Below are 23,584 nucleotides of genomic sequence, written 5' to 3'. Positions count from 1 at the left end.
CCGACCATGATTTCAATGACTTAGCGTCCTTTTGCGACGTTGCCGTCTGTCAAGAATCTCCCGATTTTCATCTGAGTACAGCCACTCGGGCGCGCGAGCCGCTGCGGCGCGCAGCTATCCGCCCTCAAAAACGCGCTTGCGGGCGTTTTCGATATGCGACCGCATGGCTTCGCGAGCTCCGGCTTCGTCTCTGGAGGCGATCGCATCGAGCACGGCCCGGTGCTCCTCTTGCCCACGCAGAAGTCGATCGCGAGGCTGAATCAAGGAGAGGTTTCGATTGAGCGTGATGCCTACGCTCACCTGAGACTGGATCGCGGCGAGAGTCGCGGCGAAGAAGCGGTTGCCGGTGGCCTCTGCGACCGAACGGTGGAACGCGATGTCTTCCTCTACGCCGAGCGCGGCATCCGCGATCACTTGATCCAGTGCCGCGATAGCGTCGCGGATCCGGCGCAGACCTTCCGGGTCGTGATCGCGCGCGGCAAGCGCGGCGGCTTCTCCTTCGATGCCGATCCGAAATACGAAACAGCGCTGTATGTCGGCAATGCTTCCCACGGGAGCGTAGTTGTAAACGTCTGCCGCGGGACGTCGCATCACGAACGAACCGGCGCCCTGCCGCGATGCGACGACGCCGTCATCGCGCAGCCGCATCAGTGCTTCACGGACGACCGGGCGTGAAACGCCAAGCTGATCTGCCAGGCGTGTCTCAGGAGGGAGCCGCGAATTGACCGGGTAGATTCCCACCGTGATCTGGCTGAGGACATGATCGTAGACGCGGTCGCTAAGCTTTCCCGTCACAGCCGGGCGCTCCGGAATGTCGTCCCGTTTGACCGTTGAGCCCATGTTCACCCCGTCCTTGCTCCGAACACGCTCCAGTCTTTGGCAACATTACATCTTTTTGACAAGTCGGTGCACTCCCGCTGACAATCCGGGATTGCAGCGCTGGCCAAACTGCTTGGGCGCAAGCGGTCGTGAGAGCGTCGGTCAGGCGCGGGCGGCGGCGTCTGATAGCCAGGCCTCGATCAGCCGCTGCACGTGAAGCGCAGAGCGCACGCTATTGGACGGCTCGCGTCGTTCTTCGATTGCATCCAGCATCTCGGTGATCACGCCCCGATGTGGCCCGTGATCGAATGCCATCGGATCGGCACCACCTCCGCCCGATTGCGAAGTCCCGACCGTCTCTGGCGGACCTTCGTGACGATGGATGACCAATTGAAACGTCTCGAGATAGGCCGAACCGCGCGCGCCCGCGATTTCGATACGCTCCGGATAGCCGGGCCGCGCAACACTGGTGGCATCGAGCACGCCGATGGCACCGCTTTGGAAACGGACCGCGGCCGCGGTCACGTCTTCCGTATCGATCGTTCGGAGCGGTGAGGTCGATGCAAAACCGGCGACGTCCTTGTGCGGTCCCACGAAATGCAGAAGCAGATCGAGCGTATGGATGGCCTGTGTGAGCAATACGCCGCCGCCATCGCGAGCCTTCATGCCGCGGTCCGGTTGACGGAAATAGGCGTCATCACGCCACCAGCGGATCGATGCACTCGCCGACAGGATATCGCCCAGATCTCCCTGATCCAGCACCGCCTTCAGGCGTAGTGCTGCGGAACGAAAGCGATGTTGCAGGCACACGCCGCACCACACGCCGGCAGCCTCCGTGACGGCCGCGAGTTCCTCACCCCTGGCCACCGATATCTCGACGGGCTTCTCCACCAGAATGTGCTTCCCTGCTGCGGCTGCAGCCTGCACGGTCGCCAGATGCGTTCCAGGGGGCGTCAGTATCAGGACGAGATCGAGATCTGAGCGCGACAGCAAATCCTCTTGGCTATCGAAAACCGGAACGCCCCATTGCTGTGAAAACGCTGACCGCCGGTCCGCTGACGGCGCAAATCCGCCGACGATCGTAATCCGTCCCTGCGCCTGCAATTCAAGCAACGAAAGAATATGCGGCTTCACCGCCATTCCGAGCCCAATCAGGCCGACTCCAATTGGCATGCGTTTCTCCCGATGGCCGACCTTCTCAAGGCGCCGACTTGTCGGCTCTTAGGGGCGGGTATGACGTCACAGATTGATATGCGAGCGAGCAAGACGGGCAAGGTGCGACATCGCGACATCAGCAAGTCCTGCTCATGATCGGCCGATTGCGATCTCCCAATGCTTGACAGATGTCGCCTAACTCGTCGATGCTATGTTTACAAATAAATGACAACCGCGCGCGACGCGGGTGCATATGCCAGGGAGGAATCGGAAATGCGCATCTGTCCGAATGCATTATTGCGCCCGTTTGCCGGCGCTGTGGCTGTCCTCGCCGTGACGGCCTTCGCTGGTGAACCTCTGAAGGCCGCCGAGCCCATCGTTCTCTCGATCATCGATACCGGGGGAGATCTGGCATCTACCCAGGTCATCCTCGAGAACTACAAAAAGGCCAATCCCGACAAGATCAAGGAGATCAGGATTCAGCGCGCGCCGGCGCCGGAGTTGCCGGCCAAGATCAAAGCTCAGCAGGATGCCGGACGGCTGGACATCAACCTTGTGCTGACTGGACAGGACGGTGGTGCGTTTCTCGCGGCCAACAACCAGTTGATCAAGATTCCTGATTTTGAGAAGCTGTTTCCGCGCGATGAGATGACGCCTGCCGGCAAGGCGCTATACGACGAAGGCCGCGATTATATGGTGCCGTCGGTGGGCAACGCCGGCGGGCCGGTGTTCGTCTACAATCCCAGCAAGGTGCCCAACCCGCCGAAAACCGCCGAAGAATTGTTGGCCTGGGCAAAGGCAAATCCGGGCCGGCTGATGTATGCGCGTCCGGCGAATAGCGGACCGGGTCGGTCGATCGTACTGGGCATGGCGCACATTCTAAATGACTCGAAGCCACTCGATCCCGACAAGGGGTGGGACAAGACCTGGGCCTATCTGAAGGAGCTTGGGCAGTACGTCGAATACTATCCGACGGGCACCGCGATCACATTGAAGGAATTCGCCCAGGGGCAACGCTGGATCATCGCCGGCATCATGGAATGGGACATGAAGCCGCGTGCCCAGAGCGTCATCCCGCCGGACTCCAAGATCACCATCCTTCAGAACACGACCTTCGTGGTCGACGGACATTACTGGTGCATCCCCACAGGCGTGCCGAAAGAACAGGTCGACGTCATTCTCGATCTCATGAAGTTCATGCGCCGACCGGAGCAGCAGGTGCTTTCCTGGCCGGGCTTCATTGGGCCGACGATCACCGCGGCCACCATGGAAAAGGCGCCCAAGGAGATTCAGGAACTGGTGAAGGAGTTTTGGCGGCCCGAATACGACGAAGTCGGCACCAAGTGGAAAGTATCCCCGCCGCTCGGCGTGAAGGAATTGAGCTACGCGATGGATCGTTGGGACCGGGAAGTGGGCGCAAACCAGGTCAAGAAGTAATCAATTCGATGAGCGTGTGGGTCCGCATGCACGGACCCGCCGGTGGCTGTGTTGCTTCTTACTCAGAAACGGGACGACATGAACGGGCCGGGAGATACGTTGGACTCGCTGAAGCTTGGAATCACCAAGCGCTATGGCAACAAGACCGTACTGGACAACCTTGAACTCGATATCCGAAAGGGCGAGTTCGTCACCTTCCTCGGACCGAGTGGATGCGGAAAGTCGACGGCCTTGTCGATCGTCGCTGGCCTGATTGCGGCGACCGAGGGCGAGATCAGGCTCAATGGAGCGCGGGTCGATCATCTGCCGCCCGAGAAGCGTGCGTTCGGAATGGTGTTTCAAAACTACGCGCTGTTTCCTCACATGACGGTCTTCGACAACGTTTCGTTCGGGCTCACCTTGAAGCCATTGTCGAAGGAGGAGATCAAGAAGCGTACCGATGCGATGCTCATGCTGGTGCAATTGACGGGCTATGAGGAGCGCTATCCGGGCCAGCTCTCCGGTGGTCAGCAGCAACGCGTTGCGATTGCGCGGGCCCTCGTGTTGCATCCGCGCCTGATGCTGTTCGACGAGCCGCTATCAAATCTCGATGCCAAGCTGAGAGTCGAGATGCGGGCGGAGATCAAGCAGATCCACGCCGCGCTGGGGCTGACGTCGATCTACGTGACCCACGACCAGGCCGAAGCACTGTCACTGTCGGACAGGATCGTTGTGTTGCGCAATGGCGTCCTGATGCAGTCGGGTACCCCACAGGAAATCCACGACCGGCCCAAGAATGTCTTCGTGGCGGACTTCATGGGTTTCCGGAATTTCTTCAAGGTCAGGATCGCGTCAGTGTCCAACGGAATCGCCGAGGGCGTCGGTGACGGAATCTGCATTCGGGCGCGGGCGGGGGCCGATGTGCGCGTGAATACCGACATGGTGATGGCGATACGTCCAGACGATATCCGGGCCGGCGGTGAGGTGGTTTCCGGTGCCGAAGATGTTAGTGGCCGTGTCGAAGTGGTCGAGTATCTCGGTCGGGAACAGGAAGCCGCCATACGCATCAATGACAATACGCGAGTCTGGTTACGCACCGCCGAGGCGATACGAACCGCCGACACGATTGGCCTTCAGTTTCCGATCGACAAGGTCGTCTTGCTTCCTGCGGAATAGGCGAGAAAATAATGCGCGCCGTAGCCAACGATGAGAAGAGCGAATTCGACGCGCTGGCATTCTTCTGTTTGCTGCCGTCCTTGCTCTACGTTCTCTGCATGTTCGTCTATCCGTTTCTGTATGGTGTCTATCTCAGCCTTCAGCCGCAAAAGGTTGGCGGCTTCAGCCTCGCGAACTATCTCACCTTCTTCAGTGATCCCTATCAGTATGGTACGATCTGGATCACCTTCAGTCTGGCGATTCCCACTACGATCGTTGTCCTTCTGCTCGCTCTTTGGCTGGCTTACGGCATGCGCCGGGGCATTTTCATGGAACGGACCGTGACCACGATCTTGATCATGCCTATTTCGCTTGGCGTGATCCTGCTGTCGGAAGGTATCTTGGGTTTCTATGGTTCGCAGGGTTGGTTCAATCAGGTCCTTCTCGGATTAGGGCTTATCAAAGAGCCGTTCATTCTGACTCATAACTATGCAGGCGTCATGCTGGCGTTGTTCATGCAGCAGTTCCCGTTCTGCTTCCTGATGCTGCTGGGATACATATCCGGCATCGATCCCAGCCTTGAACGCTCGGCGCGGATGCTGGGTGCGACACCTTCGATCGTCTTCCGGCGTGTGATGCTGCCGCTCATCGCGCCCGGTCTTGCCATCGCATTCGCGCTGGTGTTCGTCATGAGCTTCGCGGTCTTTCCGTCCGCCATCATGCTCGGGCAGCCGGCGGGTACCACGCGCACGATCTCTATTGCGGCCTATCAGAAGGCCTTCGAACAATATGACATGTCGGCTGCTTCCGCGATCGCGGTGGTTATGGGCCTGTGTCAGCTGGCAGCGCTGCTGGTCATCATCCTGTTCCGTCGCCGGTTGTCGCCGGCAGCGACCATGGGCGTCGGAAAGAGATAGGGCCACAATGCGAAGCAGAATGTGGAAGCTTTCGCTCTATCTGTTCATTGTGGGTTTCATCCTCAACATGCTTGGGATCGTGTCGCATGTTGTCGTGAGCTCGTTTGCCAAGCGGTGGTTCGGCGGCCTGCTGCCGCCGGCCTATACGACGGACTGGTTCGCTTATGCGTGGAAGAATTTCGATCTGGGGCAGGTGTTGGGTGTCACGCTGCTCATCGTAGTCGTTGTCGTCTTCCTTGCATTGGCCATTGGATTTCCGGCCGCTTACATTCTTGCGCGACGAAATTTCCGATTCAAATCGGTCATTCTGCTGCTGTATTTTCTGCCGCTGGTCATCCCACAGATGACTTACGGGATTCCGCTGGCGACCACTCTCTACCGATATGGGGTCGGGGGATCCGTCGTCGGCGTGATTCTGGCGGTCCTGGTGCCGATGGTCCCGTTGGCCGTCTTCGTGTTGATGCCATTTTTCGAGCAGATCAGCGTCAATCTGGAATGGAGCGGGTCAATGCTTGGCGCAAGCCGGGCTCAGATTTTCAGGCGGATTCTGTTTCCCCTGATGGTACCTGGAATACTGACCGCCGGCGTCCTTGTGCTGGTCAATACGATATCGAATTTCGAGCTCGCATTTCTCCTCGGGGGCGGTGGATCGCAGACGCTCGTCGTCGCGTTATTCTACAACATGTTTGCCGGTGGTGTTCGCCCCGTCTATTCCATCGATGCCATGGCCGTGATCTACATGGTGATGGTCATGACGCTGCTTCTGATCGCATTGCGGTTCGTGCGCCCGACACAGATGGTGTTCAAGCTCGACAAGTAAATTCATGTTTGAGGCTGCGCGTGCTTGGTCATCGCTAGGGTTGGCTCATGGCGCAAGGCCGACAGGAACCACCATGCCGAAGCATGGAGTCGGACCTAGTAACCGGCATTGACTTTTGTCGCGATCTTGAACCTGCCGTTCGAGGCGCGGATGGGTGGAACATTGAACAGTCCGATGACGAACAGCCGGTTGGGTTCTCGTTAGCATATTGGTTCATGGGCATCAGCGCGGTCCTACGGGCGCCTGTTTCCAAATTGAATTTCGTGACTTTGCGGGTACCTTGTATTTTGCGCCATACTAGCTTGGACTTCATCCGCTAACCGACGGGGTAACGGTGCAGGTCATCTTCGCGCCGATCACTTTGACAGCTGATGCGCCTGGCCAGACTCCGACTGGTGATCGGAAGCTGCTGTCGGTCGTTTCGGCGCTGAGATGGATTCGGCGCTATGTCGAAGCTGAAACCCGCGCGTCCCCTCAATGGGTTGACGTCGTCAGCAGGCTAACTGCGGCGAGCGAAGATTCGGCCAGCACTGTTGACGCTAGGAATGCGTTTCACGATGCAATGGTCGCCTATGGTTGGGCCAAGCGGAGCATCCATTGATTTCGTTTCGGCAAGCGACCGCGCGTGTTAGCCGCCGACATAGATATTTCCAGTATGACGGATTCAATCTGGTGCTGCGCGCGGCTGATGCGGAAAATCGATCGCTTCTGTTGCGGTTCATTTACCTGAGCGCCGCGGCGCTTCGGGAAATGTTTTCCGCCAGGGTCTGAAGTCTTGGTAAAAAGGTTTTGAGCAATTCACGTCGATCAATTGCAGAGATAAAATAAGTCATTCCTACTGTCGCAAGCACCTTGTCTCCACTCATGAACAAACCGGTTCATCCCCTCGCCAGCGATGTTCGACGCTGTGGCGTGATCTCGAGTGGTGGAATCGCCGAATTCCCTCCCTACATATGCAATCCTAGATGCCGCGTCCGCGGCGGTTTGGCATGATTTGCTGCCGAGAGATAAACGTCCCCTATGACCCCACCCAATGTCCTTCGCGACTTCGTCGATCGCCATCAACGTCTGTTTGTCCTGACCGGTGCGGGCTGCAGCACCAATTCGGGCATTCCCGATTATCGCGACACCGACGGCAACTGGAAGCGCACGCAGCCTGTGACTTTCCAAGCCTTCATGGGCGAGGAACTGACGCGGCAGCGCTATTGGGCGCGCAGTCTCATTGGCTGGCGTCGGTTCGGCCTAGCGCGGCCGAACGATGCGCATCATGCGCTGGCGCGGCTCGAACAGATCGGCAAATGCGAGGTTCTGCTGACCCAGAATGTCGACCGGCTGCATCAGGCCGCTGGCAGCAAGAAGGTCATCGACCTTCACGGCCGGCTCGATCTCGTGCGCTGCATGGGATGTGAACGCCGGATCCAGCGCGATGAATTCCAGCACGAGATGGGCCGCTTGAACACAGGTTGGCTGGATCTCGACGCGGCTGTTGCGCCCGATGGCGATGCCGATCTGGAGAACGTCGATTTCGCGTCCTTTGTCGTGCCGGCCTGCGAGATCTGCGGCGGCGTCCTCAAGCCGGATGTCGTGTTCTTTGGCGAGAGCGTGCCGCGCGACTTCGTCGATGCCGCGCTTGGCCACCTGCAGAAGGCCGACGCCATGCTGATCGCCGGTTCGTCTTTGATGGTCTATTCCGGGTTTCGCTTCGTTCAGGCGGCTATGCGGGCGGAGATTCCCATCGCCGCGGTCAATCTTGGCCGCACGCGTGCTGACGAGTTTCTCAGCTTCAAGGTCGAAGATCGCTGCGAGGACGCGCTCGCGTTCCTGCTTCAGCCAGCGGACGCGCCGTAAAACGGCATGCCTCGGCTCAGGCCGCCAGGTCCCACAGTCGCGGACAGCCGCGCAGAACCACGGCGCGGCCCGTGGGTGTCAGCGCCGGATCAGTGTCCGATAGCGCAACCAGTCCCATCGCAACCAGCTGATCGAGCACGTAACGGTTCAGCTTGGCCGGTGGCAGGATCGCTGGGCGAAGCATCCGCAGTGTGTCCCACTGGTTTTCGGTGAGCTGATATTCGGTCTCGGTCGACATGGTGTCCTGCTTGGATGAATCAGTGCATTCAGTGCGCATGGCTTACGGAACCCGCATGACCTTGATGCGACATGGCGGGGGCGAAATCTGGAAATCACCGGATTGTTGGATGACGCCAAAACGCTGCTTTTGCGCAGCTGTCACATGGACGTGCAACAGAACGCGCGAACACATGCGCGAATCACGGCGTGCTCAGACCTAATGAAAAGTAGAACAATGTGCCACCCGCATTGAAAAATATCATGCAGCTGATGCGTACGCGCCTCAGCTGGAGGTGGCTTGGCGCGCTCCTTAGCATAGCAATTGCTACGATTGCGTTTATGGCGCTGTCCAAGGCGCTCAAGGGCGTGGATTTCGCCCACGTGCTGTCTGCCATGCACATGGTACCGCCAGGCAGCATCGCGCTGGCGCTGGTGCTGGTGGCGATCTCCTATGGCAGCCTGACGCTGTATGACTGGCTGGCGCTGCAGATGATCGGGCGAGGGGACATTCCTTTCAGGGTTGCAGCGCTGGCCAATTTCACCAGCTATCCGATTTCGCACGGAACCGGCGCCGTGCTGCTGGTGTCATCGGCGGTGCGCTACCGGATCTATGCACCGCATGGCATCGGCCCCGCCGGCGTCGCGCGCATCTGCTTCCTGACCGGGCTCACCTTCTGGCTCGGCAATCTCACCGCACTGGCGCTCAGCACCTTGCACGAGCCAGGCGCCATCAGCCGGATCGATCAACTCTCGCCCGAGATCAACCGCTTCATCGCGGTCGCCATTCTCGCGGGTATCGTCGCCTATGTCGCCTGGACGTGGAACGGTATGCGGACACTCGGTGGCCGCAACTGGTCGGTGCCGGTGCCGAGCGGGCGCAACGTGTTCTTCCAGATCGGGATCGGGCTTGTCGATCTCGGGGCGGCGGCACTGGCGATGTATGTGCTGATCCCCGAGACGATGGATGTTGGCGTCGCGCAGGTGATCGTCGTCTTCATCGCCGCGACGCTATTGGGATTCGCCAGCCACGCACCCGCCGGCATCGGAGTGTTCGATGCCACGATCCTCGTCGGGCTTGGCGGCGAACATACCGAACAGCTGCTGGCTGTGCTGCTGCTGTTCCGGCTGTTCTATCACCTGATTCCGTTCGTGCTGTCGCTGACGCTGTTCGGCGCTGTGGAAGCCTATCGGAATGTGAACAGACGCAAGCTGGCCTGAATTACGTCGGCAGCGTCAACATCGCAGACTGCGCGTAGCCGCGGAACGGGCGATTGAAATCGAGATTGGCGTGGTGACGCTCGGCGAGTGTCTTCAGCACATCGAGAAGCTCGCGGCGCGGCGTCACGTCGAACAGTGTCAGCCAGTGCAACAGCAGCTTGCTCGCGACCTTTGGCAACCGCTCCTGATGGCCGAAATCGACGATGTGTAGTCGCCCGCCAGGCTTGAGCTGCGATACGGCGTGGTCGAGCACATCCTGCCAGCTCGGGATCATCGAGAGGCTGTAGGAAATCATGATGTGATCGAATGACGGAACGGTGAAAATGCGCGCCGGATCGAAATTCGTCGCATCGCCATGGGCGACACGGACGGTATCCGTGAGCTCGTTGCGTGCAATTGATGCGATGGCCGTGGTCAGCATCTCGGTCGAAATATCGATGCCGTAGAATACCGTCTGTGGATATTTCTGAGCAGCCTGAACCAGATTGCGGCCGGTACCGCAGCCGATCTCCAGCACCGTCGCGCCCGGCGCGGGTGCCAGTTCGGCGATGAGCTGATCGCGACCGAGCAGATAATACCGGCGCGTTGCGTCATAGATGAAGCGCTGCCAGCGATACATCCGGTTCATGCGATGTGTGGCTTCATTCGACCATGCGGGCTGACCGCCGTCTTCGTATTCGGAGACAATCGTCATGGCGCACCTCATCGCATCCGGATGAGCGATCCATTTCATCGCAACACGACAGCGGTGTGACAGTAGTTTCGTCGCGGGAATCGGCTGAAATTTAGAATGACTGTCGCAAAACCGCAGTCTGCGCTTGATAAAAATTTCAGATTGTCGATTCGAAGGGTCCAAGAAGCCGATGAATACGCATCTGATCGCCGACGCTGTTCGCAATAGCCGTGGTCGCGAGGAAACGACGATTTGGGACAGGCTGTTCGCCTTCTGGTTCCGCCGGCTGGTCTATACCCAGATCTGGGAAGATCCCGAAGCCGACATGGCGGCGCTGAAACTGGCGCCCGGTTCGACGATTGTCACGATTTCCAGTGGCGGCTGCAACGCGCTGTCCTATCTGTCGGCGAAGCCCGAGCATGTCTACGCAGTCGATCTCAACGAGGCGCATCTGTCGCTGCTGAAGCTGAAGCTCGCCGGCCTGCGCGCGCTGCCGAACTATCAGGACTTCTGGAAATTCTTCGGCGAAGGCGCATCTGATACCAATGTGGGCCTCTATCGCGAGCGGCTGCGGCCGCTGCTCGATGCCGAAGCGCGCGGCTATTGGGACGAGCGCGATATCCAGGGCCGCCCGCGCTACGGTTACTTCAGTGACGGCTTCTATCGTCATGGCGCGCTCGGCCGCTTCATCGGCTTCGCGCATACGCTGGCGAAGCTCGCCCGCATCGATCTCAAGGCGTTGTTGCACGAGGACAAGCAGTCCCCGGCGCGCAAGCGCGCGCTGGAACGACTGCACTGGCTGTTTCATTCGCGGCTCGCTCGTATGATGACGAAGACGCCGGCGCTGTTGTTCAGCCTCGGCATCCCGCCGCAGCAGCGCACGCTGCTGGGCGGCAACCAGCCGCTCAACGAAGTGCTGCATCAGCGGCTGCTCGCTCTGATCGACGTGCATCCGAACGCCAACAACTATTTTGCCTGGCAGGCGCTGAGCCGCAGCTATGTCGGCCCCGGTGACAAGTGCTTGCCGCTCTATCTGCAGCAGAGCCGTTACGCGGATACCGCCGGCCGCGCCGCTCTGGTCACGCCGGTGCATGCCAATCTGCGCGTGTTTCTGGAGAGCCTTCCGGCTCGCCAGATCGACGCGGTCGTACTGCTGGATTCGCAGGACTGGATGGCGCCGGATGAAATCCGTGCGCTGTGGGACGCGATCGACCGCGCCGGCAAGGACGGCATCCGGGTGATCTTCCGCACCGCCGGTGCCGAGTCGCCGCTGGACGATCTGGAACATGCATCGCTGCGTGAGACGTGGCAGCGCGAAGAGGCGCGCAGTGCCGAAGGTCTGGCTGCGGATCGTTCGGGCATCTATGGCGGGTTTCATCTGTATACGCGCAAGGCGTAAGCGTTCTTGCCGGCCGAACTCTCCACATGTCGTCCCCGCCTTCGCGGTGCCGACATCCGAGCGTAACTACACCCCCAGATAAATCTGCTGGATATACTTGTCTCCGGCGATCTCCGCCGACGTCCCCTCGCGGATCGTCCGCCCATGTTCCAGCACATAGACCCGATCCGCAATCCGCAGCGTCGATGTCGCGTCCTGTTCGACGATCAGGATCGCGGTGCCGTCTCTTCTGATCTGCTGGATCGAGTCGAAGATCAGCCCCTTCAGCCGCGGCGCGATGCCGACGGACGGCTCATCTAAAAGCAATAGCTCGGGCCGGCCCATCAGCGCGCGGCCGATGGCCACCATCTGCTGTTCACCGCCGGACAATGTGCTGGACTGCTGCCATTGCCGTTCGCGCAGCACCGGGAATAGCGTGAAGACGCGTTCCAGGTCTTTCTCGACATCGGCATTGTTCTTGCGGAGGTAAGCACCAAGCTGCAGGTTCTTCAGCACAGAGAGTTCCGAGAACAGCTTGCGCCCTTCCGGGCAATGGCAGATGCCCTTGGCAACGACATTGTATGGCTCGATCGGATGCAGCGACGCATCCTTGAAATTCAACGTGCCCTGCGAGGCAATGCTGCGCGAGATGGCCTTCAGCAGTGTGGTCTTGCCGGCGCCGTTGGGGCCGAGCACGCCAATGAGTTCACCCTTCTCGACCTTGATCGAGACGGATTCGATCGCCAGTGCTTTGCCATAACTGACCTTGAGATCGGCGACTTCAAGCAGAGGCATGGGCTTCCTCCGTCTTGCCGATATAGGCCTCGATTACCTTCTCGTTCTTCACGATTTCTTCCGGTGGGCCGACGGCGATGATCTCGCCGAAATTCATCGCGATCACGCGCGATACGAGTGCCATGAACTCGCGCAGCTTGTGTTCGATCAGCAAAATAGTGAGGTTCTCCTCGCGATGCAGACGCCTGATCAGTTGTGCCAGTTGTTCGATCTCGCTGCTGCCAAGCCCTGCGAAGGGCTCGTCGAGCAGCAACAGGTCCGGCCGGGTCGCCAGCGCGCGGGCGATCTCCAATCGCCGCAGGTCGCCGTAAGGCAGCGTCTCGACCGGCTCCTTGTCGCGACCGCCGAGGCCGACCTGTCCCAGCAGATAGCTCGCGCGTGCCTCCTTGTCCTTGTCCTCGCTGGCGCGCGGCGACATGCAGGCGACCAGCACATTCTCCAGCAGGTTCATGCCGACGAATGGCCGGGTGAGCTGGAAGGTGCGCGCCATGCCGCGATTGACCACCTTGTAGGGTGCGAGTTCGCGCACCAGTTCGCCGTTGAAGTGAATGGTGCCGGTGGTCGGCTGCATGAAGCCGGTGAGGATGTTGAACAGTGTGGTCTTGCCGGCGCCGTTGGGGCCGAGAATGCCGGTGAACTCGCCTTTCTTCAGCGTGAAACTCGCGTTCTTCACGGCGGTGAGGCCGCCGAAGCGCTTGGTCACGCCGTTGACTTCGAGCAGGTCGGTCATCGCAGGCGCTCCGTCAGCCGGCGCCAGAGCGGCGCGATCAGTCCATTGGGCAGGAAGAACAGGATCAGCATTAGGGTCAGCGTATAGATCCACAGCCGGTATTCGCCGAAGCCGCGCAGCATCTCGGTGAGCAACGTCAGGAGGATCGCGGCGACGGCGGCACCATAGATCGAGCCGATGCCGCCGACATAGACCATGATGATCACCGTGATCGAGACCACGACCGAAAACAGTGGCGGCGACACCTGCAGCTGGTAATGCGCATAGAGCGCGCCGCCGAGCCCGGCGAAGCCGGCCGAGATCATCAGCGACACGATCTTGTAGAACGTGACATTGATGCCGGCAGCCTGACAGGTCGCCTCGTCGCCGCGGATCGCGCGCAGCAGGAGTCCCCAATGCGACCGCGCCAGCAACGTTAGTGTGATCACTGCGGCTACGAGAATCGCCAGCACGAACCAGTAGTAATGCAGCGGGTTCTTCATGAGGGGATCGAGGCCGTAGATGCCTTCCTCGCCGCCGGTATATTCCCAGAAAATCAGACACAGCCGCTGCAGGATCGCCGAAGCGGACAGCATCGCCAGCGCGAAATATGGCCCACGCAACCGCAATGTCGGGAAGCCGACCAGCAGGCTGAAGGCGATGGCGATCACGACGCCGAGCGGCAGACTGACCCACGGATTTGTCGACCAGATCGAGGACAGGAAACCCGCGGTATAGGCGCCGGCGCCGATGAACAGGGAATGGCCGAAGTTTTCGCGCCCGGTGAGGCCGGACATGAAGTCCCAGCTCGATGCCCAGATGCCGTAGATCACGCAGACCGTGAGCACACCGGTGAGGTAGTTGCTGGCGGCGAACATGGGCAGCAGCGCGAGAAAGGCGACGACGAGGATGCCGCCTGCGATATCGATGGGAGCAATGCGTTTCATGTCAGAATGCCGCCCGTCGCCCGAGGAGTCCCGACGGACGTATCATCAGCGTGACGACGACCGCGACCAGCGACACGAGCTCCGTCCATGATGTCGAAATCAGATAGGCAACGATGGTCTCGGAATAGCCGAGGATCAGCGAGGCGATGATGCTGCCGGGGATCGAACCGAGCCCGCCGACGATCACGATGGCGAAGGCCTTCACCATTGGCAGCAGGCCCATGGTCGGCTGTACCGTGAGGAACGGCGACACCAGCACGCCGGCGAGCGCCGCGGTGCCGGCGGAGATCGCCATCACGATGGAGAAAATGCGGTTGGTCGGGATGCCCATATATTGCGCGGCTTCCGGATCCTGCGATACCGCGAGGATGGCGGCGCCGAGGCGCGTGCGCTGGATGAACAGCCAGAGGCCGAGCAGCACGAGGACACCGGCGACAAGGGCGAGCAAGCGCTGGCCAGAGATATCGACGCCGCCGATGGAGAGCTTGTCAGCCACGAAGGAAGGCACGTTGCGATATTCGGAGCCGAAGGTAATGAACAGCGCCTGCTCGACCGCGAGCGAAACGGCGAGGGTAATCATCAGCACCGCGAGCTGGGACGAGCGCAGTGGACGCACCAGAAAACGCTCTATCACCACGCCGAACCCCGCGACGATCAATACCGCCAGCGGGGCTGCGATGAAGAGCGGAACGCCGAGCAGCGAGGTGAGGACATAGGCCGCATAGGCGCCGAGTGCGTAGAACGAGCCATGGGCGAGATTGAGGATGCGGGCGACGCCGAAGATCAGGGTGAAACCAACGGCCAGCATCGCATAGATGGCGCTGGAGACCGCGCCGTAGATCAGAATCTGAAGCATGAGAACCCGCTGTTGAAGACCGGACGGCGGAGGGCGAACTTCTTCGGGCTCGCTTCTCCCGTTTTCCGGCCGGCGAGGGATCGCCGGCCGCGCGGTTACGCTGCGGTCAGATGACCGCCATCAACAAATCAGTTGCTCATCCAGGGCGGTGCGATCATCGGGCCGGTAGCGGCTTCCTTCGGCCAGACTACGACGCGGGCGCCGTCCTTCTGCCACTGCACGAACAGCAGGTTCTGCAGTCCCGGGCCGGTCTTCACATCGTGTACTTCGTCGAACACCAGCTTGCCGGCGATGCCGACATGGTCGGTCTTCTCCAGCTCCTTGATGACGGCATCGGGCTCGATGGAGTTGGCGCGCTTCACGGCATCGGCATAGACATAAACGGCGTCATAGGCGCCGATGCCGGTATAGACGGGCGCGGTGCCGAAGCGCTTCACGAATTCATCCCAGAACGGAATGGTCTTCGGGGTAAGCGGCGCGCGGATGGCGAACATGCCGACGGTTTCGGCATTGGCCTTGCCGCTGACGCGGGTGAAGAAGTCGGCGTCCTGGCTCTTGACGTCGATGCCGCCGATCGGGATCGGCACCTGCGCGTCATGCCACTGCTTGACGAAGATGTCCGATGAGGCATGCGAGAGCACGACGATCAGATACTGCGCGCCTGAATTCTTCACCTTGGCGAACAGCGGCGAGAAGTCGGAGGTCGAGGTGTCGAAGAACTCGGCGAGCGTCACGTCGGTGCCGCCGTCGGTCGCGCCCTTCTTCAGGATCGGCACGAGATCCTGCACCCATTTGGCGTTCTCGCCGACAATGGCGATCTTCTTCAGGCCCATCTCACCTTTCAGCTTGCCGTTGATGAAGTCGACCAACGCGCGGGCCTGATGCGCCGCGTTGATGGGGAAGGCGCGGAAAATATATTTGTAATTCTCGTAGTCTGTTTTCACCTTTGCGGTGATGGCCGGGGAGGCCGCGCCGACGCCGATATAGATCGTCTTGGCGTTGGAAATATGCGGCAGCTGGGCCAGTGTGACGCCTGACGTATAGCCGCCGATCAGCACGTTGACCTTGTCATCGGCGGTGAGCTTCTTGATTGCAGCGATGCCCTGTTCGGGATTCTCGGTCTCGTCGGCGACAACCATTTCGAGCTTGCGGCCGAGCAATCCGCCCTTGGCGTTGATCTCTTCGATGGCCAGCTTGGCGGCGTTCTGCGTATCGCGGCCGACCTGCAGCTGGACCGAAGTCGGAATGCCGATCTTGATCGGCGCTTGCTGGGCAGATGCTGGAGCAGTGGAAGCAAGGGCGCCAGCAACAATCATACTCGCAGCCGCAAGCGGCCTCAGAAATGAGTCCATGGTGTCTCTCCCTAGAGGCATCTGGGTCGTTGCCCGATGCTTTTTTGTGTGATCACAGACTGCCAAGTGCGGCGAGAGCAAGTCAAGGAAGATTGCGCACAGCAACACTGTGTCGCGGATTAAATTGCGAGCATTCACAAAGCGCTTCTTGTTGCGACGCGATCACTGCTTGCATGACATGTAACGATGCTGCGGCGCGGGTGGCACATTGCAAGTTGCGAGCAGGTGCAACATGCGCATTCTCAATTGGCCGAGTTGGGGGTGGCGTTGGGTACAGCCGGGCTGCCAAGGGGTGGGACCGCCGACGCAGGTAATAACGGCGGTCCCGTGCCGTGCATTGAAATTCGGGGTTGGAAAGCGACTTCCGCACCCCACTGCGCGACGCGATCGACGCTATCCCAGCCGGGGTTTGTCGCAACTTAAACCAAATCTTAACCTAACCGATTAGGCTTACCTGGCCGGCTTTTCGAGCATTTTTAGTAAAGGTGGAGAATAATCTACTCCGCAGCCCGGGCCAGCAGCGTGATGTCGTTGGCATTGGCGCAATAGTTCTCGTAGTTCGCCGCCGCCGTCTTGGCTGCGAGGTCGGCGCCGCAGGCCCGTTTGTGTGCGCAACTGGCGCAGGCGTGGCGCATCTCCATCATGTCAGGCGGCCGGATCTTGGCAATGGCGGCCTCGTCAAAACCGAGCGCACGGAGCATCTGCGGCAATTCCTCCGCACCGTTCACGCCTCTGCGCACGATCGTATCGAGATCGCTTGGCGCAAGGCCAAGCTCATGGGCCATACGTCTGAACTCGCCGCTGTCGAGCGCACCGAGTTCGTTGAGCTGGCGGCGCTGGATCAACCAGTCGCCAATGCGTTCAATGAGATTGCTGACGACGGGATAGGGCTGGACGGATGTCATGGCGGTCTCCGCTGCTGAAGTGATTGAGCGGAGGGTCGGCGCAGCAGCGCGGAGTCGCATTGCGCTGGATCAATCGGCGGGTGCGCCATGGACGGTTAGTCTTACCGCCAGAAATGCCTGCGCCGCAGGCACTTTCCGGGGAAACTCGGGGCTGGATTCAACGTTATCCGTGCTTAGCTTAGAGACATTGTCAGTCCAGAAGCCGGGAACCGGCCTCAGGAGGCGTAAATGCGTTTGAGATATCTGATTGCAGCCTCGGCGGGTATTGCTCTGCTGGCCGGCTTCGGTGCGGCACAGGCTGACACTTACAAGCCCGGCGAGTTCTTGCTGCTCGACCTGCAGAAGGCCGTGCTGTCGCCGAAACTGCTGGGGCCGCCCGCGTCATTCGAGCAGGTGCAGATCCAGGCCAAGGCGGATGCGAAGGCGAATGTGAAAGCCGATCCGGCGAAGGCAGCGCCGCGTCTTGTGCGCGCGCAGTCTGCGAAGCCGGTGGCGCAGCGCGCTGCTGCGCAGAAGAAGGTCGCTCGCCGCGGCAATCCGCTGGATTCCAATGCGGCGGACACGCGGGTGCAGGTCTGGCCGTGCCGCACAGGCGGCATCTGTAGCTGGCAGAGATAGGCGGCTTGCTTTCTTAACCTCGCCCCGTTCTTTACGGGGAGAGGTCGGCGCGTAGCGCCGGGTGAGGGGCCTTGTACGGCGCCAACTACACACGGGTATTATCGGGTCGATAAATACGCGGACCTGCTCACTCCGAAATTTGACGAGACGCCGTACCCGGCCCCTCATCCCACCCTTCTCCCCGCCTAGCGAAGCTTTGCTTCGCAGGGAGCGGGGAGAAGGAGCTTACAGCGCTCCGTCGTAAGTCTTTACGCCTTGATCTCTTCCACGCCGCACCATTCGGCGATGAACAACGCCAGCGCCGTTGTCGTCTTCTTCAGCGAGGGCAGGTTGACGCCTTCGTCGAAGCCGTGGACGCCGCGCGAGATGCAGCCGTAGTTCAACGTCGGCACATTGTCGAACAGCGCATAGACGCGGCTGTCGAGATAGGCCAGCGAGATTTCCGGCTTCGGCTTCTGGCCGAACACCGCTTCATGCGCCGCGGCCAGCGTGGCTTCTGCATCCGAGCCCGGCTTGAGTTCGTAGCCTTCGGCCTGGAAGCCGTTGAAGGTCACGGTCGGCGGGATATTCGACAGGAACGAATCCTGATGCGCGAAGGCGGCGACGCAGTCGACGATCTCCTTCTTCGCAGCTTCGGCTGTCTTGCCGGGCAGCAACGAGATGCGGAAGTCCACCTTGCACCAGGCCGGGACTGACGACGCCCAGTCGCCGCCGGCGATCTTGCCGATGTTCAGGTTGACCGGTTTCTCGATGTTCTTGAAGTGCTCGTGCTGGTCCTTGGTCGCATTCCACTTCGCTTCGAGCTTGCGCAATTCACTGATGATCCGATAGGCGCCGTCGATGGCGTTAGCACCGGTGCCCATGCGCTGCACATGCACCGGCACGCCGCGGACTTCGACCTGGAACCAGACCACGCCGATATTGGCGCGGGTGATCGTCTCATGCGACGGCTCCGACACCACCACGGCGTCGGCCTTGTAGCCCCGCAGATGCGTCATCAGCGCGCCGTCACCGGTGGATTCTTCTTCCACGACAGACTGCAGATAGACCGTCGCTGCCGGCTGCAGGCCGAGGCTCTTGAGTGCGTCGAGCGCGAAGATGTTGGAGGCGCAGCCGGCCTTCATGTCGCCGGCGCCGCGGCCCTGCATCCAGTCGCCCTGGATGACGGGGTCATAGGGCGGCGTGGTCCACATGTCGTGCGGGCCTTCCGGCACCACATCGACATGGCCCTGCATGATCAGCGAGCGGCCCTTCTCCTCGCGTGGATAATGCGTGCCGACCACGATCGGTGCGGTCGAGTGCAGGTCGTCCCAGGCGCCGGCGCCGGGATGATGGCCGAGCGCGGCGCGATCCATCTCGAAGCGCTCCATCTTGTAGCCGCGCGTTTTCATGGCGCGGAACATGAAGTCCTGCATCGTGTGTTCGTTGCCGCGCGTGGAGACGTGGCGCACCATGTCCTGGGTGAACTTCACCTGGGCATCGAAGCCCTTGTCGACGGCGGCGATGATCTTGTCGCGGAGGGCGGAATCGAGAGCCATGTTGTTTTTCCTTTTCTTGTGAGAGGGCTCAGGCGGTCAGCGCGCGCTCGAGCTTTTCCATGCCTTCGTCGAGGATTTCGTCCTGGGCGGTCAGCGGAACGAGCACGCGGATGGTGTTGAAGTTGACGCCGCAGGACAGCAGGATCAGGCCTTCCTCGGTGGCCTTCTGCGTCACCTTCTTGGTCACTTCGGCGTCCGGCGTATCAGAGCCGCGCTCCTTGACGATGTCGAAGGCGATCATGGCGCCGACATTGCGGATGCTGGCGATCGGCACGAGGTCGTTTCGCTGCTGCATCTTCTTCAGGCGCGTGGTGATGCGCTCGCCGATATGGTTGGCGCGGTCGATCAGCTTCTCTTTCTCGAACACGTCGAGCACGGCCATCGCTGCGGCAATCGCCAGCGGGTTACCGGCATAGGTGCCCCCGAGGCCGCCCGGATCGGCAGCGTCCATGATCTTGGCCTTGCCGATCACGCCCGACAGTGGGAAGCCGCCGGCGAGGCTCTTCGCCACGGTGATGAGGTCAGGCTTCACGTCGTAATGTTCCATCGCGAACATCTTGCCGGTGCGGCCGTAACCGGTCTGCACTTCGTCGGCGATGAAGACGATTCCATTCTCGTCGCAGATCTTGCGCAGCGCGCGCATTAGTTCCGGCGGAGCCTGGTGGAAGCCGCCTTCGCCTTGCACTGGCTCGATGATGATGGCCGCGACACGGGCCGGATCAATGTCGGCCTTGAACAGGAAGCTGAGATACTTCAGCGATTCCTCAACCGTGACGTCGAGCGGCGCGGCCGGGAACGGCACGTGCCAGACTTCCGGCATGGCTCCGCCAAAGCCCTTCTTGTACGGGAACACCTTGCCGGTCATGGTCATGGTCATGTGGGTGCGGCCATGGAAACCGCCGGTGAAGGCGATCACGCCGGCGCGGCCGGTGGCGGCGCGGGCCATCTTGATGGCGTTCTCGGTGGCTTCGGCGCCGGTGGTGAAGAATGCGGTCTTGGTGGCGCCGTCGATCGGCGCCAGCTTGTTCAGGCGCTCGGCGAGGGTCACGTAGGATTCATACAGCAGCACCTGGAAGCAGGTGTGGGTGAAGTTTTCCATCTGCGCACGCACGGCGGCCATGATGGTCGGGTGGCAGTGGCCGGTGTTGAGCACGGCGATGCCGCCGGCGAAGTCGACATAGCGCTTGCCTTCGACGTCCCAGACTTCCGCATTAAGCGCGCGCTGCGCCGAGATCGGGGTGGAATGGCCGATGCCGCGGGGAACGGCGGCTTCGCGACGCGCGAAGATTTCTGCATTGGTCGACATTCGAGTTTGTCCTTCGAGTTTTCTTGGGTGTTGTTGGGTGTGGATCAGTGGATGGAGCAGGCTGCTGCGCCGGGCGCTGTAGGCTCCCTCGCCCCGCTCTTGCGGGGAGAGGGGTGGGGTGAGGGGCTCTTGCGATCCGCAAGTGCAGTGCGTGCGATGAGCGCCGTGCCATGCCCCTCACCCGCCGCGAAGACGCGGCGACCTCTCCCCGCGCAGTGCGGGGGGAGGTTAAGAAAGCGCGGCGTGCTGGTGTTCACTCGATAAGTCCAATCACCGCGCGGCTTCGAAACCGGCGAGCGTGGAGGTCAGGTTGGCGCCCAGGATGTCGGAGAGATATCCGCCTTCCTGAACGAGAACGGTAGGCAGGCCCATGCGCGCCACGGCTTCGCCGATGCGCTTGAAGCCCGGCGTCGTGACCTTCAGGGCCGCCAGCGGATCGTGTTCGGACGCGTCGAGGCCGAGCGCGAGCACGAGCGCCGTCGGTGCGAACGACTTGATGGTCTTCTCGGCGACAGCAAGCGCGTCTATGAAGCCATCGTCACCGGTGCCGAGCGCGAGCGGAATGTTGAGATTGGTGCCGAGGCCGTTGCCTTCACCCTTCTCATGGGCATAGCCCCAGACGAAGGGGTAGTAGCCGACGGGATCGGCATGGATCGACACCGTCAGCACGTCCGGACGCGCATAGAAGATGCCCTGGGTGCCGTTGCCGTGATGCACGTCGACATCGAGGATCGCGACGCGCTCATGCCTGGTGCGCAGATGCTCGGCGGCGATCGCCGAATTGTTCATGAAGCAGAAGCCGCCGGCCATGTCGCGATAGGCGTGATGGCCGGGCGGGCGGCAGAGGGCGTAGACCGCATCTTCGCCGTCCATCACCATCTGTGCCGCGGTAACCGCGACGTCGGTGGATGCGCAGGCACCAAGCCAGGTGCCAGGACCGATCGGCGCCGCGGTATCCGCGGTGTGCCAGCCGAGCTTGCCGGTGATGTGGGTGGGATAGCTACCCGCCACGCGGTTCGGGTGGATATTGGCGATCATCTCCGGGCCGTAATCCGGCAGCTTGATCCATTCCTCCCAGGCGCCTTCGAGGAAGCGCAGATATTCCGGCGAGTGCACGCGGGCGCGTGGGCCCTGGCCGAATTCGGTCGGCGCGACGATCGTATGCTTTCCGTCGGCGAGACCCTTCAGCAGGCGCTCGGCGCGCTCCGGCTGCTCGGTGGTTTTACGGACCTGACCGCGTACCAGAAAGAACTGCGGATCGTGGCTCTTGTGCTTGTCGGAATACACTGCCTTCACGTGGCGGCTCCATTCGTTGAGGAGGGAAGTTCGCGGACCAGCTTGCCGACTTCGCGCCAGGCAGCGCCGATGTGATAGTCGATCCGCGCGGTGATGATATCGGGGTGCCCCTGTTCGAGGACTTCGAGTAGTGCCTCATGGGTCTGCGCAATACGGTGCGGATCGTCATAGAGCCGGCCGATCAGGCCGATCGTCATACGCAGTTCCGAAGCAAGATCGTCGAACAAGCGCAACAGGCGCTTGCTGCCGGCGATTTCGCAGATCATGCGGTGAAATTTGTAGTCTTCCTCGATCTGCCGGGCGTGATCGTCGATCGCTGCCGTCTCATGCATGACGTCGATCTGCCGGCGCAGCATGTCGCGATTGGCAGGCGTCATGTTCTTGGAGGCGAGCACGCCGGCATGACATTCGACGCAAATGCGCAGGTCGTAGACCTCGTCGATATCCGTCGCTTCGAGCTTGCGGACGAAGAAGCCGCGGCGCGGATGCGAGACCAGCAGGCCCTGTTGCTCGAGCAGCCGTGCAGCTTCACGGACAGGGGCGCGGCTGACGCCGAGTTCGCGGGCGATGCCGGCTTCGACGACTTTGGCGCCGGGCAGCAACTGCCCCTTGATGATGGCCTGGGTCAGGATGCGTGCGACCTGCCCGACAAGATCGGTGTCGGCGAGGGCAGTCAGACCAACTGGAGGAGACATCAAACGCATGCGGGGGACCCGTTTCTTCCCCTGTACAAGAATTAATCGTCGATTGTCGACAGTTTAATCTTGCGAGCTGCCATGCGATTGTGTTTCCTGCCCACACCTTAAAAAAAAGCCGGGAACCGCGCCTGTGAATATGCATGCAAACCTTACGCCGACCCTCGATGCCGCCAAGCAGGTTCGTATCGATCTTGCTGCGGCCTATCGTCTGATCCATCGCCTCGGCCTCGATGACAGCATTTACACGCATATTTCGGTGCGCGTCCCCGGCACTCAGGACCGCTTCCTCATCAATCCCTATGGCATGCGCTTCGAGGAAGTGACGGCCGGCAACCTCGTCACCGTCGACGTCGACGGTAAAGTTGTCGACGATCCACTCGGCCTCGGTATCAATCCGGCCGGCTTCACCATTCACAGCGCCGTTCACGCCGCCCGCCACGACGCGCAGTGCGTGCTGCATACGCATACCGTTGCCGGTGTCGCCGTGTCGTGCCTGAAGGACGGTCTGCAGCCGCTGAACCAGTGGTCGATGCAGTTCACCGACCGCATCGCCTATCATGACTTCGAAGGCATCGCGCTAGACCTGTCCGAGCGCGAGCGTCTGGTCGCCGATCTCGGCGACAAGATGGTTCTCATCCTGCGCAACCACGGCCTGCTCACCTGCGGCCGCTCGGTCGGTGAGGCCTTCAAGCTGATGTTCAACATGGAACGCTCCTGCCGCGCGCAGCTCGCGATTCTTTCAACCGGCGCAGAAGTTATTCGCCCGTCCCACGCCATTGCCGCACACACCGCCGGCCAGTATGACCGCGGTTACGACAAGGTGCATGGCACCGAAGGCGGCAAGCCGGACAGCGAGTGGGAAGCGTTCAAGCGCATGCTCGATCGCACGGACGCCGATTACAAGAATTGATCCGACTTCCGCTACACATCGTCAACTGATCTGGGT

The 23,584-nt window shown here is 60.9% G+C and carries 23 protein-coding genes; 9 read left to right on the top strand and 14 right to left on the bottom strand.

Annotation, left to right across the window (positions count from 1 at the left end; genetic code table 11):
- Nucleotides 1-114: 114 nt before the first annotated feature.
- Together AB8A23_RS00565 and AB8A23_RS00560 are read right to left on the bottom strand one after the other, a co-directional pair.
- On the bottom strand, nucleotides 115-840 hold the full coding sequence (locus AB8A23_RS00565) for a FadR/GntR family transcriptional regulator (RefSeq protein WP_093759514.1): 726 nt from the start codon (nucleotides 838-840) through the stop codon (nucleotides 115-117).
- A gap of 141 nt (nucleotides 841-981) precedes the next feature.
- Nucleotides 982-1,992 (bottom strand): Gfo/Idh/MocA family protein, encoded by a 1,011-nt coding sequence (locus AB8A23_RS00560; protein WP_439057188.1) that lies wholly within the window; start codon nucleotides 1,990-1,992, stop codon nucleotides 982-984.
- A gap of 255 nt (nucleotides 1,993-2,247) precedes the next feature.
- Here AB8A23_RS00560 and AB8A23_RS00555 point away from each other — a divergent pair, with 255 nt between their 5' ends.
- The 5 genes from AB8A23_RS00555 (at nucleotide 2,248) to AB8A23_RS00535 (ending at nucleotide 8,130) form a co-directional block, all read left to right on the top strand.
- Entirely contained in the window at nucleotides 2,248-3,411 is a 1,164-nt protein-coding gene (locus AB8A23_RS00555; RefSeq protein ID WP_439057189.1) for an ABC transporter substrate-binding protein, read from the top strand.
- A gap of 99 nt (nucleotides 3,412-3,510) precedes the next feature.
- Nucleotides 3,511-4,566 carry an ABC transporter ATP-binding protein gene (locus tag AB8A23_RS00550; RefSeq protein ID WP_439057190.1) on the top strand — a complete coding sequence of 352 codons (1,056 nt, stop codon included), beginning with the start codon at nucleotides 3,511-3,513 and terminating at the stop codon, nucleotides 4,564-4,566.
- An 11-nt stretch (nucleotides 4,567-4,577) separates the two neighbouring features.
- On the top strand, nucleotides 4,578-5,462 hold the full coding sequence (locus tag AB8A23_RS00545; RefSeq protein ID WP_093759510.1) for an ABC transporter permease: 885 nt from the start codon (nucleotides 4,578-4,580) through the stop codon (nucleotides 5,460-5,462).
- A 19-nt stretch (nucleotides 5,463-5,481) separates the two neighbouring features.
- Nucleotides 5,482-6,282 carry an ABC transporter permease gene (locus AB8A23_RS00540; protein WP_244628390.1) on the top strand — a complete coding sequence of 267 codons (801 nt, stop codon included), beginning with the start codon at nucleotides 5,482-5,484 and terminating at the stop codon, nucleotides 6,280-6,282.
- Nucleotides 6,283-7,302: 1,020 nt separating this feature from the next.
- The gene (locus AB8A23_RS00535) at nucleotides 7,303-8,130 is read left to right on the top strand and encodes an NAD-dependent protein deacetylase (RefSeq protein WP_439057191.1); all 828 of its coding nucleotides are present in this window, start codon (nucleotides 7,303-7,305) and stop codon (nucleotides 8,128-8,130) included.
- Nucleotides 8,131-8,146: 16 nt separating this feature from the next.
- Here AB8A23_RS00535 and AB8A23_RS00530 read toward each other — a convergent pair whose 3' ends face one another.
- A complete protein-coding gene (locus tag AB8A23_RS00530; RefSeq protein WP_092139391.1) occupies nucleotides 8,147-8,368 on the bottom strand; it encodes a hypothetical protein in 222 nt (73 codons plus the stop codon).
- 320 nt (nucleotides 8,369-8,688) lie between these two features.
- Here AB8A23_RS00530 and AB8A23_RS00525 point away from each other — a divergent pair, with 320 nt between their 5' ends.
- Complete coding sequence (locus tag AB8A23_RS00525) at nucleotides 8,689-9,567, top strand: lysylphosphatidylglycerol synthase transmembrane domain-containing protein (RefSeq protein ID WP_439057192.1); 879 nt, start codon at nucleotides 8,689-8,691, stop codon at nucleotides 9,565-9,567.
- 1 nt (nucleotide 9,568) lies between these two features.
- Here the strand turns inward: AB8A23_RS00525 and AB8A23_RS00520 are convergent, their stop codons facing one another.
- Entirely contained in the window at nucleotides 9,569-10,261 is a 693-nt protein-coding gene (locus tag AB8A23_RS00520) for a class I SAM-dependent methyltransferase (protein WP_439057193.1), read from the bottom strand.
- A 169-nt stretch (nucleotides 10,262-10,430) separates the two neighbouring features.
- Between AB8A23_RS00520 and AB8A23_RS00515 the strand changes: the two genes are divergently transcribed.
- Complete coding sequence (locus AB8A23_RS00515; protein ID WP_439057194.1) at nucleotides 10,431-11,639, top strand: DUF3419 family protein; 1,209 nt, start codon at nucleotides 10,431-10,433, stop codon at nucleotides 11,637-11,639.
- A gap of 66 nt (nucleotides 11,640-11,705) precedes the next feature.
- Here AB8A23_RS00515 and AB8A23_RS00510 read toward each other — a convergent pair whose 3' ends face one another.
- The 6 genes from AB8A23_RS00510 to AB8A23_RS00485 form a co-directional block, all read right to left on the bottom strand.
- Entirely contained in the window at nucleotides 11,706-12,413 is a 708-nt protein-coding gene (locus tag AB8A23_RS00510; protein WP_439057195.1) for an ABC transporter ATP-binding protein, read from the bottom strand.
- Complete coding sequence (locus AB8A23_RS00505; RefSeq protein ID WP_120288460.1) at nucleotides 12,400-13,143, bottom strand: ABC transporter ATP-binding protein; 744 nt, start codon at nucleotides 13,141-13,143, stop codon at nucleotides 12,400-12,402. Before AB8A23_RS00505 ends, AB8A23_RS00510 begins: the two co-directional genes overlap by 14 nt.
- On the bottom strand, nucleotides 13,140-14,069 hold the full coding sequence (locus tag AB8A23_RS00500) for a branched-chain amino acid ABC transporter permease (protein ID WP_315840661.1): 930 nt from the start codon (nucleotides 14,067-14,069) through the stop codon (nucleotides 13,140-13,142). The genes AB8A23_RS00505 and AB8A23_RS00500 overlap by 4 nt, the downstream gene beginning before the upstream one ends.
- Nucleotide 14,070: 1 nt before the next feature.
- Complete coding sequence (locus AB8A23_RS00495; protein ID WP_439057196.1) at nucleotides 14,071-14,925, bottom strand: branched-chain amino acid ABC transporter permease; 855 nt, start codon at nucleotides 14,923-14,925, stop codon at nucleotides 14,071-14,073.
- 128 nt (nucleotides 14,926-15,053) lie between these two features.
- Nucleotides 15,054-16,277 carry an ABC transporter substrate-binding protein gene (locus AB8A23_RS00490; RefSeq protein ID WP_068733339.1) on the bottom strand — a complete coding sequence of 408 codons (1,224 nt, stop codon included), beginning with the start codon at nucleotides 16,275-16,277 and terminating at the stop codon, nucleotides 15,054-15,056.
- Nucleotides 16,278-16,774: 497 nt separating this feature from the next.
- Nucleotides 16,775-17,182 (bottom strand): hypothetical protein, encoded by a 408-nt coding sequence (locus AB8A23_RS00485; RefSeq protein WP_439057197.1) that lies wholly within the window; start codon nucleotides 17,180-17,182, stop codon nucleotides 16,775-16,777.
- 228 nt (nucleotides 17,183-17,410) lie between these two features.
- On the opposite strand from AB8A23_RS00485, the gene AB8A23_RS00480 reads away from it, so the two are divergent.
- Nucleotides 17,411-17,800, top strand: coding sequence for a hypothetical protein (locus AB8A23_RS00480; RefSeq protein WP_439057198.1), 390 nt, complete (start codon nucleotides 17,411-17,413; stop codon nucleotides 17,798-17,800).
- A gap of 248 nt (nucleotides 17,801-18,048) precedes the next feature.
- On the opposite strand, the gene AB8A23_RS00475 is transcribed toward AB8A23_RS00480, so the two are convergent.
- The 4 genes from AB8A23_RS00475 to AB8A23_RS00460 form a co-directional block, all read right to left on the bottom strand.
- Entirely contained in the window at nucleotides 18,049-19,338 is a 1,290-nt protein-coding gene (locus AB8A23_RS00475) for an ArgE/DapE family deacylase (protein WP_439057199.1), read from the bottom strand.
- A gap of 28 nt (nucleotides 19,339-19,366) precedes the next feature.
- Nucleotides 19,367-20,644, bottom strand: coding sequence for a 4-aminobutyrate--2-oxoglutarate transaminase (gabT, locus tag AB8A23_RS00470; RefSeq protein WP_120288466.1), 1,278 nt, complete (start codon nucleotides 20,642-20,644; stop codon nucleotides 19,367-19,369).
- Between the two features lie 270 nt (nucleotides 20,645-20,914).
- A complete protein-coding gene (locus AB8A23_RS00465; protein WP_439057200.1) occupies nucleotides 20,915-21,940 on the bottom strand; it encodes a histone deacetylase family protein in 1,026 nt (341 codons plus the stop codon).
- The gene (locus AB8A23_RS00460; protein WP_231078048.1) at nucleotides 21,937-22,635 is read right to left on the bottom strand and encodes a GntR family transcriptional regulator; all 699 of its coding nucleotides are present in this window, start codon (nucleotides 22,633-22,635) and stop codon (nucleotides 21,937-21,939) included. Before AB8A23_RS00460 ends, AB8A23_RS00465 begins: the two co-directional genes overlap by 4 nt.
- Before the next feature lie 139 nt (nucleotides 22,636-22,774).
- Between AB8A23_RS00460 and AB8A23_RS00455 the strand changes: the two genes are divergently transcribed.
- The gene (locus tag AB8A23_RS00455) at nucleotides 22,775-23,548 is read left to right on the top strand and encodes a class II aldolase/adducin family protein (protein ID WP_093759488.1); all 774 of its coding nucleotides are present in this window, start codon (nucleotides 22,775-22,777) and stop codon (nucleotides 23,546-23,548) included.
- Nucleotides 23,549-23,584 lie beyond the last annotated feature (36 nt).

Source organism: Tardiphaga sp. 619_E2_N8_4 (assembly GCF_051810905.1).
Classification (GTDB): domain Bacteria; phylum Pseudomonadota; class Alphaproteobacteria; order Rhizobiales; family Xanthobacteraceae; genus Tardiphaga; species Tardiphaga robiniae.
This window is presented reverse-complemented; position numbering and strand designations above follow the sequence as displayed.

What these genes read in the sequence shown, in the direction of transcription:
- AB8A23_RS00565 (WP_093759514.1), bottom strand. Translation starts at nt 840, where the DNA reads ATGGGCTCAACGGTCAAACGGGACGACATTCCGGAGCGCCCGGCTGTG.
- AB8A23_RS00560 (WP_439057188.1), bottom strand. Translation starts at nt 1,992, where the DNA reads ATGCCAATTGGAGTCGGCCTGATTGGGCTCGGAATGGCGGTGAAGCCG.
- AB8A23_RS00555 (WP_439057189.1), top strand. Translation starts at nt 2,248, where the DNA reads ATGCGCATCTGTCCGAATGCATTATTGCGCCCGTTTGCCGGCGCTGTG.
- AB8A23_RS00545 (WP_093759510.1), top strand. Translation starts at nt 4,578, where the DNA reads ATGCGCGCCGTAGCCAACGATGAGAAGAGCGAATTCGACGCGCTGGCA.
- AB8A23_RS00540 (WP_244628390.1), top strand. Translation starts at nt 5,482, where the DNA reads ATGTGGAAGCTTTCGCTCTATCTGTTCATTGTGGGTTTCATCCTCAAC.
- AB8A23_RS00535 (WP_439057191.1), top strand. Translation starts at nt 7,303, where the DNA reads ATGACCCCACCCAATGTCCTTCGCGACTTCGTCGATCGCCATCAACGT.
- AB8A23_RS00530 (WP_092139391.1), bottom strand. Translation starts at nt 8,368, where the DNA reads ATGTCGACCGAGACCGAATATCAGCTCACCGAAAACCAGTGGGACACA.
- AB8A23_RS00525 (WP_439057192.1), top strand. Translation starts at nt 8,689, where the DNA reads ATGGCGCTGTCCAAGGCGCTCAAGGGCGTGGATTTCGCCCACGTGCTG.
- AB8A23_RS00520 (WP_439057193.1), bottom strand. Translation starts at nt 10,261, where the DNA reads ATGACGATTGTCTCCGAATACGAAGACGGCGGTCAGCCCGCATGGTCG.
- AB8A23_RS00515 (WP_439057194.1), top strand. Translation starts at nt 10,431, where the DNA reads ATGAATACGCATCTGATCGCCGACGCTGTTCGCAATAGCCGTGGTCGC.
- AB8A23_RS00510 (WP_439057195.1), bottom strand. Translation starts at nt 12,413, where the DNA reads ATGCCTCTGCTTGAAGTCGCCGATCTCAAGGTCAGTTATGGCAAAGCA.
- AB8A23_RS00505 (WP_120288460.1), bottom strand. Translation starts at nt 13,143, where the DNA reads ATGACCGACCTGCTCGAAGTCAACGGCGTGACCAAGCGCTTCGGCGGC.
- AB8A23_RS00500 (WP_315840661.1), bottom strand. Translation starts at nt 14,069, where the DNA reads ATGAAACGCATTGCTCCCATCGATATCGCAGGCGGCATCCTCGTCGTC.
- AB8A23_RS00495 (WP_439057196.1), bottom strand. Translation starts at nt 14,925, where the DNA reads ATGCTTCAGATTCTGATCTACGGCGCGGTCTCCAGCGCCATCTATGCG.
- AB8A23_RS00490 (WP_068733339.1), bottom strand. Translation starts at nt 16,277, where the DNA reads ATGGACTCATTTCTGAGGCCGCTTGCGGCTGCGAGTATGATTGTTGCT.
- AB8A23_RS00485 (WP_439057197.1), bottom strand. Translation starts at nt 17,182, where the DNA reads ATGACATCCGTCCAGCCCTATCCCGTCGTCAGCAATCTCATTGAACGC.
- AB8A23_RS00480 (WP_439057198.1), top strand. Translation starts at nt 17,411, where the DNA reads ATGCGTTTGAGATATCTGATTGCAGCCTCGGCGGGTATTGCTCTGCTG.
- AB8A23_RS00475 (WP_439057199.1), bottom strand. Translation starts at nt 19,338, where the DNA reads ATGGCTCTCGATTCCGCCCTCCGCGACAAGATCATCGCCGCCGTCGAC.
- gabT (WP_120288466.1), bottom strand. Translation starts at nt 20,644, where the DNA reads ATGTCGACCAATGCAGAAATCTTCGCGCGTCGCGAAGCCGCCGTTCCC.
- AB8A23_RS00460 (WP_231078048.1), bottom strand. Translation starts at nt 22,635, where the DNA reads ATGTCTCCTCCAGTTGGTCTGACTGCCCTCGCCGACACCGATCTTGTC.
- AB8A23_RS00455 (WP_093759488.1), top strand. Translation starts at nt 22,775, where the DNA reads ATGCATGCAAACCTTACGCCGACCCTCGATGCCGCCAAGCAGGTTCGT.